This window comes from Pseudomonas sp. 05N434, assembly GCF_056396965.1.
Window position 1 is genome coordinate 1 of record NZ_JBFTMK010000218.1, and the last position, 12,945, is coordinate 12,945.

The following is a 12,945-nucleotide window of genomic DNA, read 5'->3' on the forward strand; positions in this document are numbered from 1 at the left end:
TTGCGCGCCTGGACCCGCAGTACATAGTTGCTCGCCCCGGTAATCACGTAGGCGGTGACCACTTCCGGCCACAACTGGACCTTCTTGATGAAGGTCTCGTGCCAGTCCTCGACGTCCTGTCGCAATGACACATGGACGATGGCTTCCAGTTCGACTCCCAGCTTCTCTGCGTTCAGCATCGCGCGATAGCCAGTGATGATTCCTTCACTTTCCAGCAAGCGTAAACGGCGCAAGCAGGCCGACGGAGACAGTGCGACTTTCTCTGCCATTTCGTGGTTGCTGATACGGCCGTCACGTTGCAAGAGATGCAGGATCCGCAGGTCTGTCGGGTCGAGAGTCATGGCTAGAATAAATCCTCGATATTTGGCGTTGGATTCGAATTTTCTACGAGATAAATACTAGATGGCTGCTTACTTTGCACGAAAATTCTCTAAAGCTTCGTTCATTATTTCCTCATCGTGAAGGCGCAAATAACGCCTGAAACACGACACTCACACCCGACTATTGCGATCTGCCCGGACGGCACTTCTTTCAAAAAGCAGGACACCCAATGACTACAAGAAACGATTGTCTGACGCTTGATGCGCAGGACGCTCTGGCCCCTCTGCGTCAGCAGTTTGCGCTCCCCGAAGGGGTGATCTATCTCGACGGCAACTCCCTCGGCGCGCGCCCGGTCGCAGCGCTGGCGCGTGCTCAGGCAGTGATCGCCGATGAATGGGGCAATGGCCTGATCCGCAGTTGGAACAGCGCTGGCTGGCGCGATTTACCTGAACGTCTGGGCAATCGACTGGCGGGGCTGATTGGCGCCGGTGACGGCGAAGTGGTGGTGACCGACACCACCTCGATCAACCTGTTCAAGGTGCTCAGCGCCGCCCTGCGCGTGCAGGCCATGCGAGCGCCGACGCGGCGGGTGATCGTCAGCGAGACCAGCAACTTTCCGACTGACCTGTATATCGCCGAAGGTCTGGCGGACATGCTGCAGCAGGGCGACAGCCTGCGTCTGGTCGACAGCCCGCAAGAGCTGGCGCAAGCGATTGACCAGGACACCGCGGTGGTCATGCTCACCCACGTCAACTACAAGACCGGCTACATGCACGACATGCAGGCCCTGACCGCGCTGACCCATGAATGCGGCGCGCTGGCCATCTGGGACCTGGCGCATTCCGCCGGGGCGGTGCCGGYCGACCTGCATCAGGCGCGCGCCGACTACGCCATCGGTTGCACCTACAAGTACCTCAATGGCGGTCCGGGCTCGCAAGCTTTCGTCTGGGTTTCCCCTGAGTTGTGCGATCTGGTGGCGCAACCGCTGTCCGGCTGGTTCGGTCATTCGCGGCAGTTCGCCATGGAGTCGCATTACCAGCCGAGCAGCGGAATCGCCCGCTATTTGTGCGGCACCCAGCCCATCACTTCATTGGCGATGATCGAGTGTGGTCTGGATGTCTTCGCCCAGACCGACATGGCCAGCCTGCGCAGCAAGTCCCTGGCGCTGACGGACCTGTTCATCCAGTTGGTCGAGCAGCGCTGCGCCGCTCACGAGCTGACCCTGGTCACTCCACGCGAACACGCCAAGCGTGGCAGCCATGTCAGCTTCGAACATCCCCAGGGTTATGCGGTGATCCAGGCCTTGATCGCCCGTGGCGTGATCGGCGACTACCGCGAGCCGCGGATCATGCGGTTCGGCTTCACCCCGCTGTACACCCGCTTCACCGAGGTCTGGGATGCGGTGCAGATCCTCGGCGAAATACTTGATCAGAAAACCTGGTCGCAAGAACAATTCCAGATCCGCCACAGCGTCACCTGATACCCCCCGACGCCTTTGTCCTGCTGCCGCGAATTTCCCGGCAGCAGGGCTTCGGTCGCCTCCGATAAGCACTTCTGTGAAAACACAATAATAAGGAACACGCAGAATGAAATTGTCCCTTTGGCCCGCCTTGCCGCTCGCCATTACCAGCTGTCTCGGCCAAGTGGCCCATGCCGCACCCGACAATGGATTCGTTGAAGACAGCAGCCTGACCCTGACCCATCGCAATTTCTATTTCTACCGCAACAACCTCAACAACCCGGGCGGCCAGAACTATCGGGAGGAGTGGGCCCACGGACTTATGCTCGATTACCGTTCAGGCTATACCCAGGGCACTGTGGGTTTCGGAGTCGACGCCTACGCGCAGTTGGGTCTCAAGCTCGACAGCGGCAGGGGGCGTACCGGCACCGGTTTGTTGCCGGTCGGTTCCGATGGACGCGCCGAGGATGAGTATTCCGAAGCGGGTGGCGCGCTCAAGGCGCGGATCTCGAAGACCGAACTCAAATACGGCAATCTGACACCGCTCAACCCGGTGTTCGGCACCGGCTCGGCGCGCCTGTTCACCACCTACGCCAATGGTTTCCAGCTGACCAGCAACGAGTTGAAAGGACTGCAACTCGATGCCGGGCACTTCACCTCGGGCAATGACAGTGCGTCGACCAACGACGATGGCGCCCTCAAGGCACTGTATGCCGGGGTGGAAACCCGCAGCGTCGATTATCTGGGCGGCAGTTATGCCCTGAGCGATCAATTGAGCGTCAGCCTGTACGGTTCGCAGTTCGCTGATATCTGGCGGCAGTACTACGCCAACGCCAACTACAGCTATGCCCTGAGCGGAAACCAGTCGTTGAACCTGGATTTCAACCTCTATCGCACCAACGACTATGGCCAACGCCTGGCCGGCAAGATCGACAACACTACCTGGTCGCTGGCCGCCGCGTACAAGGTTGGCGCGCACCGCTTGACCCTGGCCTACCAACGGGTCGATGGCGATGAACCGTTCGATTATCTCGGCTTCGATCAGCAGCCGGGCACCTCGGTATTCCTTGCCAACTCGGTACAGATCCTCGACTTCAACGCGCCCAATGAGCGTTCTTGGCAGCTGCGTTATGACCTGGACATGGCGCCCTTTGGCGTGCCGGGCCTGAGCTTCATGTCGCGCTATGTGAGCGGTGACCATATCGACGACAGCCACTACGACGGCGGCCCCAATGGTGCCTATGGACGTTACGGCAGTGACGGCAAGCGCTGGGAACGCGACCTTGAAGCGCGCTACGTGGTGCAGGAGGGCAAGGCCAAGGACCTGTCGATACGTGTGCGTCAGGCCAGTGTGCGTTCCACCGCCCAGGTGGCCCGGGCGGACACCACCGACAACAACGAAGTCCGGGTGATCGTCGAGTATCCGCTGAATATTTTCTGATCCGTGGCTGATCCCCACCGGCAACCCAAACGATTTGCTCTCTTCAAGAAAGACAATATTCAGAGGAAAGAAAAATGACCGATAACGCCGGTTTTGAAAACATCTCCAAGCGTGAGCAGGGCCTCAGGCGCCAGCTCACCTCGGGTCAGATGAGCATGATCGCCATTGGCGGTGCGATTGGCACCGGGCTGTTCATGGGCAGTGCCTACGCCATTGGTTATGCCGGGCCGAGCGTGCTGCTCAGCTATGCGATTGGCGCGATCATCACCCTGCTGTTGATGGGCTGTCTGGCGGAAATGACGGTGGCCCATTCGACCTCCGGCTCGTTCGGCGCCTATGCCGAATTCTATGTCAGCCCATTGGCCGGGTTCCTGGTGCGCTATGCCTATTGGGCGGCGATTGTGCTGGCAGTGGGCACGGAAGTGACGGCGGTGGCGATGTACATGAAGTACTGGTTCGCCAACGTACCGGAATGGATCTGGATTGTTTCGTTCTCGAGCATGCTGATCGTGCTCAACGCCATCAGCGTGAAAACCTTCGGCACCTTCGAGTACTGGTTCTCGACCATCAAGATCGGTGCGATTGTCGGCTTCATCATCCTCGCGGTGTATGTGGTGTTCGGTTCCGGCAACGCGGATTACGGCGTGCACAATTACACCGCCCACGGCGGCTTCTTTCCCAATGGTCTGCAAGGCATGTGGATTGCGGTGATCGTCTCGATCTTCAGCTATCTGAGCGTGGAAATGATCGCAGTGGCCGCCGGCGAGGCGCAGGACCCGGAGCGGGCGGTGAAGAAGGCTTTTCGTGCGACCATCGTGCGGCTGGTGGTGTTCTACCTGCTGACCCTGGCCCTGATGCTGGCGATTGTGCCGTGGGTCCAGGCCGGTCAAGCGCAGAGCCCGTTCGTCACCGTCATGCAGACCATCGGCATTCCCGGTGCAACCGGCGTGATGAATTTCGTGATCCTGATTGCGGCGTTGTCGGCGATGAACAGTCAGCTCTACATCACCACCCGCATGATGTTCAGCCTGTCCCGCGGTGGTTATGCACCCAAGTCCATGGGGGTGTTGAGCAAGACCGGAATCCCGCTGAATGCCTTGTTGCTGTCGAGCTCCGGCATTGCCCTGGCAACGTTGCTCAATGTGCTGTACCCGGAAAGCTCCTTCACCTTGATGATGGCGATCTCGATGTTCGGCGCGATCTTCACCTGGTTCATGATCTTCCTGACCCACTACTGTTTCCGTCGCTACCACGAGCGCAACGGTGAACGGAAACTGTCCTTTCGCATGCGCCTGTTCCCGTACACCACGCTGTTGGGGCTGCTGCTGATGGGCGCGGTGATGATCACCACCTACTTCACCGATGCCTTCAAAATGACCTTGGTATTCGGTGTGCCTTTCCTGCTGATCCTCACGATCGTCTACTGGATCTTCTTCAGAAAACCCAAGGCAGCCGTGGTGTTGAATCCGCTGCCGAAGGTTTAGAGGGCGCAAACACGCAATCCCGACCGGCAGTTTTCATGGACTGCCGAGTCGGCATTGATCCTGGGCTGCTATCAGTCCGGCTCACACCCCTTGAGCACCAACCGGATAATCGTCTGTGCCGCCGCCTCATAATCAGCCTCATCCAGCTTGGCCTTGCCGGTCACTGCAGAAATCTGCCAGTCGAAATCGGCGTAGGTCTGGGTCGCGGCCCAAATGCTGAACATCAGGTGGTTGGGGTCGATCGGGGCGATCTGGCCGCGGTCGATCCAGGTCTGGATGCAGTCGATGTTGTGCCTGGCCTGGCCGTTGAGCTGCTCGACCAGGTCGGGGCTCAAATGCGGGGCGCCGTGCATGATTTCGCTGGCGAACACCTTGGAGGCGAAGGGCAGGTCGCGGGAGATGCGGATTTTCGAGCGGATGTAGCCACTGAGCACTTCGCTGGGCACGCCGTCGGCGTTGAACGGCGTCGAGGCTTGCAGGATAGGCTCGATGATGCTTTCCAGGACCTCGCGGTAGAGGTTTTCCTTGGATTTGAAGTAGTAGTAGACGTTAGGCTTGGGCAGCCCGGCCTTGGCCGCGATGTCACTGGTTTTGGTCGCAGCGAAGCCCTTGTCGGCAAATTCTTCACTGGCGGCACGCAGGATCAGTTCTTTGTTGCGCTCGCGGATAGTGCTCATAAACCAAGGGGTTCCTTGCCTGTTCTGGCGGTTGCGCATGGTAGCACCGGCCTCGCGCGGCGCTCAAGAATGCCCCGTGTGGCCTCGGGTCGCGTTATGCTGCGCACCATTCATTCAAGAAGGAAACCCGATTCATGGCAGGAAGCAGTTTGCTGGTGCTGATCGACGACATCGCCACCGTACTGGACGATGTAGCGTTGATGACCAAAATGGCCGCGAAGAAGACCGCCGGTGTACTGGGCGACGATCTGGCGCTCAACGCCCAGCAGGAAATCATCGCCATCACCCTGGGCACGGTGGCTGACGCTTCGCTGACCCAGCAAGTGATCGTGCTCTCGGGCATCGCCATCGTCATGACTATCGGCGTCTATGGCCTGGTGGCCGGCATCGTCAAGCTCGACGACCTTGGCCTGTGGCTGACCCAGAAGCCGGGCCAGATGGCTAAAAGCATCGGCGACGGGATTCTGCGCGCGGCGCCGTACATGATGAAAAGTCTGTCGGTAATCGGCACGGCGGCGATGTTTCTGGTCGGCGGCGGGATTCTGACCCATGGCGTGCCGGTGGTGCATCACTGGATCGAAAGTGTCACCGCAGCGTCTGGTGGCGCCGGGTTTATCGTGCCGACGTTGCTCAATGCAGTGGCCGGGATTGTGGCAGGGGCGGCGGTGCTGATTGGGGTAATGGCTGTCAGCAAGGTTTGGAAGACAGTGAAAGCCTGAAACCTGGTCAGTCCCGTAGGAGCGAGGCTTGCCCGCGAATGGAGCGCGTCGGTTGAACTGAATGACCGCGTTATCGTTCTTCGCGGGCAAGCCTCGCTCCTACAGTGATAGGTGGTGTTTGATACGCCGCGCATGAAAAAGGCCATTCGACGCAAATCGAATGGCCTTTTTTGCTGCCGATGGAGTTACTCGGCGATCTGCAGCTTGCGCGCCTCGGTATACACGTAACGCACTTTTTCATACTCGAACGGTGTGTTCATCTGCCCGTAGCGGAAGCCGTTCTGATAGCGCTTGTCGATAGCGCGCAGTGCCCAGATTTCCGGGTGGTTGGAACTGACTTCGGACACGTTCAGGAAATTGATCGCCGATTCGCCGGTGTAGTCGACCGCCAGGCCCGCGGTGTCGCGCAGGTTCGACGGGCCGAGGATTGGCAGCACCAGGTAGGCGCCGCCCGGTACGCCGTAGAAGCCCAGGGTCTGGCCGAAGTCTTCATTGCGGCGCGGCAGGCCCATGGCGGTGGCCGGATCCCACAGGCCGGCGACACCGATGGTGGTGTTGAGCAGCAGGCGAGCGGTGGTGTCCAGCGAGCGTTGCCCCTTGAATTGCAGCAGGCTGTTCACCAGGTTCGGCACATCACCGAGGTTGTTGAAGAAGTTGCTGACGCCGGTGCGCAGGAAACTTGGGGTAACGTAGCGATAGCCGTTGACCACGGGCAGGAACACCCATTCGTCGAACCGGTAGTTGAAGTGGTAGACGCGGCGGTTCCACTCCTCCAGCGGGTCATAGACGTTCAGCGCGTTGAGCGATGAGCGTTCGAATTCGCGCTGGTCCAGCCCCGGGTTGAATTTGAGTTTGCTCAGCGGTTCCTTGAAGCCGTCTTTATCGATCACCACTGGGGCGTTGGCTTTGCTGTTGTCGGCATTGGCGACGCCTGCACAGAGTAACGCTGCGATCAGCAGGAAGTATTTAGCCACGGAAAAACTCCAGCATGGCGTCGCTGTTGACGCGATAGTTGAGGTTGCCGCAATGGCCGCCCAATGGATAAACAGTCAAACGGTCGCCAAAGGTGCGGCGCAGAAAGCCCAGGTCGCCAGGGCCGAGGATCACGTCGTCGGCGTTGTGCATGACGGCGATTTTCGGGCTGTCGTGCAGGTAGTCCTTCAGTGCATACAGGCTGACCTGATCGATCAGTTGCAGCAGGCTGCCACCATCGGTGCGGGCGCGCCACATCGGGATGACCTGCTCGGTGATGTAGCAGTCGAAGTCGCACTGCAGCGCGCGTTTAAGGAACGGCGTGAGGGTTGTGCCTTCGGTGATCGGGAATTTCGGTGGCGTGATCAGGCCGCGACGGTTGATCAGGTCCGAGGTAAAGGCGATGTCCGCCGCCGAGAAACGGAACGAAGTGCCGATCAGCATTGCCATCTGCTCGTTGCTCAGGTGTTGCTTGGACTGCTGGAAGTCGTAGAGCAGGGCATCGTTAAGGTCGATGTAGCCCTTTTGCTGGAAGTAGCGGGTCAGTTTCCCCAGCACCAGCTCATAGAAAGTGGTGGTGTTGTTGATGCCCTTGACCTCGGTCTGTACCAGCTTGTCCAGGTTGGTGACCGAGGTGTAAAGGTTGACCGGCGGGTTGAGCAGCAAGACTTTCTTGAAGTTGAAGCTGCGACGGGTTTCATCCAGGTGTGCAACGAAAGCCGCATCCAGGGCGCCGAGGCTATAACCGGTCAGGAAATAATCGGTGACCGGCAGTTTCGGGTTTTGCGCCCGCACGGCCTGCATCACCCGGTACATGTCTTCGGCATCTTCCTTGGTTACGCCCGGGGTGGCGAAGCGCGAGGCGGCGCTCATGAAGTCGAAGCTGGTGGGCGACGACAGCTGCACCACGTGATAGCCGGCCTTGTAATAGAGCTTTTTCAGGTATTCGTTGAGGGTGCTGTCATAGCGTGCACCGGTGCCGGAGATCAGGAAGATCAACGGTGCGGCATGATCCTGCGTGGCGATGCGATAGGTGAGTTTTTTCACCGGCCAGAAGTTGTCCGGCAGATTGAACTCACGCTCCGGGCGCATCGTGACACTGCGGTCCGACTGATTGATGTCTTCATCCAGCGGCAATTCCGGGCGCAAGTCGGGCGGTGTCGTGGCGATGGTCGCCTCGAACGGGTTGGTCAGGGGGTAGCCATAACTGGCGGCGTCAATATCGGCCGCCAGTACGGACGCACTTAAAAGCAAGCCGCCAAACAGGGCGACGAAGCGCAAGGAACGAAGCATGACTAGATCCCTTAGAGGAAGGTGCCAAATGAAGTTCGCAGGCTATGACCATCGGATTTGGGCCAAAGTGCCATGCATCGGCCGCAAACAGGCCTGATTTCGGAGCAACGGTAGCGGGACGATACACTTTGCCGTTATTTCATGAACAGTTAATTGATGTTATTTGCTTACCACGGGCGGGGGATTAAGCTGGCGGCCGATTTCGTTTATTGGAGTGCTTCATGTCCCGCCGTCTGCCCGTGATTCTGCTGCTCGTTCTTCTGCCATTGTGGCTGGCCGCCAGTTATGGCGCGCGTTATGGCTTCATGGAGGATGCTCAATGGGTCGGCATCTGCGTTGACGAGGCCAGTCGCTGGGAATGCCTGGTGCGCTCGAACCTGGGTTTGATGATTCATTTCAAGGTGTTGGGCTGGGCGGCAGTGGCGGCAGCCGTGACCGGTTTTGTGCTGCCGGGGCGGGCAGGGTGGTGGCTGGCGGTACTGGCGCTGGTGCTCGGGTTTCCGGCGCTGGCGTTGTACACCACCACGTTGGCGGTGTTTGCGGTGGTGATTGCTGCTTTGCGTCTGGTTCGGGCATAAAAAAGATCGCAGCCTGCGGCAGCTCCTACACGGGGATATGCGTTTCCCTGTAGCTGCCGCAGGCTGCGATCTTTTGATCTTGCTGTGTTGATTACCCTTTGCGAACCCGCAAGCTGCGCCACAACGCCGCGACCATCAACACACTCACCAGCGCCCAGCCCCAAGCCTGCTGATTCTGCAGACCTTCACGAAACAGCTGCGGCGMAATGCCGGCGCCGATGATGAAGGTCAGCACGGCGATTTCCCGACGAGGCACTCTCACCGGCCGGCACAGGTACACCAGCGCCGGCAGGATGAAGGCGACACTCGGGAAGCTGCGATAACGCGGGTCAAACACCAGTTCCAGCATCATCACCGCCGCGGCAAAACCTGTCGCTGCCAGCCACCAGCCGGCTCGACGTTCGAGTGCATTGAAGGCGCGTCCACGCCAACCGGTGCGGGCGCTCAAGGTCAGCGCGGCATGGGCCAGCACCAACAGGTTCAACCCCGTCAGCAACGCTACCCACAACCATTCACTGGCAAATCGGGTGGTGACGCGGGCCAGGTCGCCCCAGGCGCCAATCGAGCAGGCCGCCAGGGCACCGAGCAGTGGCAGCACCAACGCTGCGCGGGTGCTGCGAACCCGACCGCCGAGGATCAGCGTGCCGATGAAGATCAAGCCACCCACCGCCAGCCATTGCGACCAGTACGGCACGTTCGAGACCGGCCCGGCGAGCACGCCCTTGTCCTGGCGATCGGCATCGAACAGTCCCCAATAACCGCCCACCGCCCCTTCGCTGGCGCGTTTCCAGGGCTGGTCGAACGCCTCGATCAGGTTGTAATGCCAGCCTTGCTGCTCGGCCATGATCACAAAGCTGCGGATGAACTTGGCTTCATTGACCCGGCTCGGCAGCGCCGTTTCGCGCTGACGACCTTCGCTCGGCCAGCCGGTTTCGCCAATCATCACGTCCTTGGGCGCGAACTTGTTGCCGAACACCTGGCGCACTTCTGCCACATGTTGCAGCGCAGCATCGATGTTCGACGGATCGTCTTCCCAGTACGGCAATAAATGGATGGTCAGGAAATCCACTGCCGGGGCGACTTCCGGATGTTTGAGCCAGAACTCCCAGACGTCGGCGTAGGTCACTGGTTGCTTGATCCGGCTTTTGACTTTATTGATCAGCGTTGCCAGTTGCGCGCCGGTGACTTCCTTGCGCAGCAGGGCTTCGTTGCCGACGATGACCGAGGTCACCACATCCGGGTTGGCATTGGCCGAGGCGATCAGCAGGTCGACTTCCTTGGCGGTGTCCACCGGGTTGCTGTTGACCCAGGCGCCGATCATCAGCTTCAAGCCGTGCTTGCGCGCCAGGTCGGGCAGATCCTGGAGGCCGGTCATGGAATAGGTGCGGATGCATTCGAAACGGGTCGCCAGCAGCGCGAGGTCGGCGTCCATGCGCTCGGGGCGCAGTTTGAACGGCACGTCGAATGGCGATTGGTCCTTGTCGAACGGGGTGTAGGAGGCGCATTGCAGCTTGTGCGTTGCGCTGACCACGTCCGGCAGGATCACCGGTTTGCCGAGGCCGTACCAGAAGCCGCCGAGGGCAAACAGCCCCAGCAGGCAAGCGAAAAGATAAGCCAAAAAAGGAAAGCGTGATGTCGCGGGCATGTTCAGGCCGTCTGGGAGCAAAGCCGGGCATGTTACCTGCATTTGGCCTACGCTTGGTGGGCTGCTTGGTTTTGACATGCAAAGTTCAGGCGGGATGGCCTATGCATTTTTAGCGGTCGCGATTAATGGCCTTCTGATGTCGTTTCTCGATGTCTTGAGGTCGCTGGCAGAGCAGGTCACTGTTGGCGTCAGGTTGATGATCGACACGTCAGTACTCCACTGATAATCGAGCGAGTTTGCGGTCGGCGTGATGGGGGCGCTGTGCACCATAAAAATACGTTGAGCGACTCGGCATCCGTCGAGTGCAGCACTTTCGGGGAAGTAACGATGAAGATGCGACGACTCTTGGGCGCAGGTGCCGCTTTGGTGCTGGCAATCAGTTCTACCGTAGCCAGCGCTGAAGGCAAGGCAGTAACGATCGGTTATGTGGACGGCTGGTCGGACAGCGTCGCCACGACCAACGTGGCTGCTGAAGTGATCAAACAGAAACTCGGTTATGACGTGAAACTGCAAGCGGTTGCCACCGGGATCATGTGGCAAGGTGTGGCCACCGGCAAACTCGACGCCATGCTGTCGGCGTGGCTGCCTGTGACTCACGGCGAATACTGGGCGAAGAACAAGGATCAGGTCGTCGACTACGGCCCGAACTTCAAGGATGCGAAAATCGGTCTGATCGTGCCGGAGTACGTCAAGGCCAAGTCGATTGCGGACCTGAAAACCGACGAGAGCTTCAAGGGCCGTATCGTCGGCATCGACGCCGGTTCAGGCGTGATGCTCAAGACCGATCAGGCCATCAAGGATTACGGTCTGGACAATTACACCCTCAAGGCCAGTTCCGGCGCCGGCATGATTGCCGAGCTGACCCGTGCCGAGAAGAAAAACGAATCCATTGCCGTCACCGGTTGGGTGCCGCACTGGATGTTCGCCAAGTGGAAACTGCGCTTCCTGGAAGACCCGAAAGGCGTTTACGGCGCAGCTGAAACCGTGAACAGCATCGGCAGTAAAGAACTGGCAACCAAAGCGCCTGAAGTCGCGAAGTTCCTGAAGAACTTCCAGTGGGCGTCGAAAGACGAAATCGGCCAGGTCATGTTGGCGATTCAGGACGGTGCCAAGCCTGAAGCCGCAGCGAAAGACTGGGTGGCTAAACACCCGGATCGCGTTGCCGAATGGACCAAATGATTTGAGCTGAAGCGTCTGGTCAGCACCTCCCAAGGCCCCTTGGCTTAAATGCCAAGGGGCTTTTTGYTTTCTGTGGGAATTCGGAGGGGGAGAAACCGTCATGTCGTTCTAATACTAAGGTCGTCTGGAACCTCTCCGGCAGCCGCATAGAGTGGATAACGTTCCAACTAAAATCTGTGCTGCGAGGATAAAAACAATGAACGACAGCATTTACCTCTCGATTCAAAACAGCCCGCGCTTCAAGGAGCTGGTTAGCAAGAGAGAACGATTCGCCTGGATTCTTTCAGCGATCATGCTTGGGCTGTACTCAGGATTCATCCTTTTGATTGCTTACGGGCCGCATATTCTGGGCGCAAAAATCAGCCCCGAGTCTTCGATTACCTGGGGCATTCCGATCGGTGTCGGGCTGATTGTTTCGGCCTTTGTCCTGACTGGCATCTACGTACGACGCGCCAACGGCGAATTCGACGACTTGAACAATGCGATTCTCAAGGAGGCTCAGCAATGATCCGGCGTCTAATCGCTCTCTTGAGCATCGCAGCCTTTGCACCGGGCGCCTGGGCGGCTGAGGCCCTGACAGGTGCAGTGCAGAAACAACCGCTCAACGTATCCGCGATCATGATGTTCGTGGTATTCGTCGGGGCAACCTTGTGCATCACCTATTGGGCGTCCAAGCGCAACAAATCGGCCGCCGACTACTATGCGGCGGGTGGCAAGATCACCGGTTTCCAGAACGGTCTGGCGATTGCCGGTGACTACATGTCCGCGGCGTCCTTCCTGGGTATCTCCGCCCTGGTGTTCACCTCCGGCTACGACGGCCTGATCTACTCGATCGGCTTCCTGGTGGGCTGGCCGATCATTCTGTTCCTGATCGCCGAACGCCTGCGTAACCTGGGCAAGTACACCTTTGCCGACGTGGCGTCCTATCGCCTGGGGCAAACCCAGATCCGCTCGCTGTCGGCGTGCGGTTCGCTGGTGGTSGTGGCGTTCTACCTGATCGCGCARATGGTMGGTGCCGGCAAGCTGATTCAGCTGCTGTTCGGTCTGGACTACCACGTTGCGGTGATCCTGGTCGGTATCCTGATGTGCCTGTACGTGCTGTTCGGCGGCATGCTGGCGACTACTTGGGTGCAGATCATCAAGGCGGTGCTGTTGCTGTCCGGTGCCTCGTTCATGG

The 12,945-nt window shown here is 59.1% G+C and carries 13 protein-coding genes; 8 read left to right on the forward strand and 5 right to left on the reverse strand.

Going from position 1 to position 12,945, the window contains the following annotated elements; translation table 11 throughout:
- Positions 1–341 (reverse strand): Lrp/AsnC family transcriptional regulator (locus AC1DLB_RS15245; RefSeq protein WP_477785218.1); only part of this gene is annotated, 341 nt, incomplete at its 3' end.
- 209 nt (positions 342–550) lie between these two features.
- Between AC1DLB_RS15245 and kynU the strand changes: the two genes are divergently transcribed.
- The 3 genes from kynU (at position 551) to AC1DLB_RS15260 (ending at position 4,705) form a co-directional block, all read left to right on the forward strand.
- Positions 551–1,801: a kynureninase gene (gene kynU, locus AC1DLB_RS15250; protein WP_477785219.1), complete on the forward strand. Its 1,251-nt coding sequence runs from the start codon at positions 551–553 to the stop codon at positions 1,799–1,801.
- Between the two features lie 106 nt (positions 1,802–1,907).
- The gene (locus AC1DLB_RS15255; RefSeq protein WP_477744255.1) at positions 1,908–3,221 is read left to right on the forward strand and encodes an OprD family porin; all 1,314 of its coding nucleotides are present in this window, start codon (positions 1,908–1,910) and stop codon (positions 3,219–3,221) included.
- Positions 3,222–3,295: 74 nt separating this feature from the next.
- On the forward strand, positions 3,296–4,705 hold the full coding sequence (locus AC1DLB_RS15260) for an amino acid permease (protein ID WP_064619401.1): 1,410 nt from the start codon (positions 3,296–3,298) through the stop codon (positions 4,703–4,705).
- 71 nt (positions 4,706–4,776) lie between these two features.
- Here AC1DLB_RS15260 and AC1DLB_RS15265 read toward each other — a convergent pair whose 3' ends face one another.
- Entirely contained in the window at positions 4,777–5,382 is a 606-nt protein-coding gene (locus AC1DLB_RS15265) for a TetR/AcrR family transcriptional regulator (RefSeq protein WP_007939160.1), read from the reverse strand.
- A 134-nt stretch (positions 5,383–5,516) separates the two neighbouring features.
- Between AC1DLB_RS15265 and AC1DLB_RS15270 the strand changes: the two genes are divergently transcribed.
- Complete coding sequence (locus AC1DLB_RS15270) at positions 5,517–6,101, forward strand: DUF808 family protein (RefSeq protein WP_477785220.1); 585 nt, start codon at positions 5,517–5,519, stop codon at positions 6,099–6,101.
- A gap of 185 nt (positions 6,102–6,286) precedes the next feature.
- Here the strand turns inward: AC1DLB_RS15270 and AC1DLB_RS15275 are convergent, their stop codons facing one another.
- Together AC1DLB_RS15275 and AC1DLB_RS15280 are read right to left on the reverse strand one after the other, a co-directional pair.
- Positions 6,287–7,075, reverse strand: coding sequence for an MlaA family lipoprotein (locus AC1DLB_RS15275; protein WP_258612511.1), 789 nt, complete (start codon positions 7,073–7,075; stop codon positions 6,287–6,289).
- On the reverse strand, positions 7,068–8,366 hold the full coding sequence (locus AC1DLB_RS15280) for a serine protein kinase PrkA (protein WP_018925099.1): 1,299 nt from the start codon (positions 8,364–8,366) through the stop codon (positions 7,068–7,070). The genes AC1DLB_RS15275 and AC1DLB_RS15280 overlap by 8 nt, the downstream gene beginning before the upstream one ends.
- A gap of 221 nt (positions 8,367–8,587) precedes the next feature.
- On the opposite strand from AC1DLB_RS15280, the gene AC1DLB_RS15285 reads away from it, so the two are divergent.
- The gene (locus AC1DLB_RS15285) at positions 8,588–8,944 is read left to right on the forward strand and encodes a hypothetical protein (protein WP_018925100.1); all 357 of its coding nucleotides are present in this window, start codon (positions 8,588–8,590) and stop codon (positions 8,942–8,944) included.
- 91 nt (positions 8,945–9,035) lie between these two features.
- Here the strand turns inward: AC1DLB_RS15285 and AC1DLB_RS15290 are convergent, their stop codons facing one another.
- A complete protein-coding gene (locus AC1DLB_RS15290; RefSeq protein WP_477785221.1) occupies positions 9,036–10,631 on the reverse strand; it encodes a glycoside hydrolase family 17 protein in 1,596 nt (531 codons plus the stop codon).
- A 285-nt stretch (positions 10,632–10,916) separates the two neighbouring features.
- Between AC1DLB_RS15290 and AC1DLB_RS15295 the strand changes: the two genes are divergently transcribed.
- From AC1DLB_RS15295 to AC1DLB_RS15305, 3 genes are all read left to right on the forward strand, one after another.
- Positions 10,917–11,768 carry a glycine betaine ABC transporter substrate-binding protein gene (locus AC1DLB_RS15295; protein WP_018925103.1) on the forward strand — a complete coding sequence of 284 codons (852 nt, stop codon included), beginning with the start codon at positions 10,917–10,919 and terminating at the stop codon, positions 11,766–11,768.
- 196 nt (positions 11,769–11,964) lie between these two features.
- Entirely contained in the window at positions 11,965–12,276 is a 312-nt protein-coding gene (locus AC1DLB_RS15300) for a DUF485 domain-containing protein (protein WP_007939152.1), read from the forward strand.
- The coding region (locus AC1DLB_RS15305) for a sodium:solute symporter family transporter (protein ID WP_477785222.1) at positions 12,273–12,945 on the forward strand (673 nt) is incomplete at its 3' end. The genes AC1DLB_RS15300 and AC1DLB_RS15305, both read left to right, overlap by 4 nt.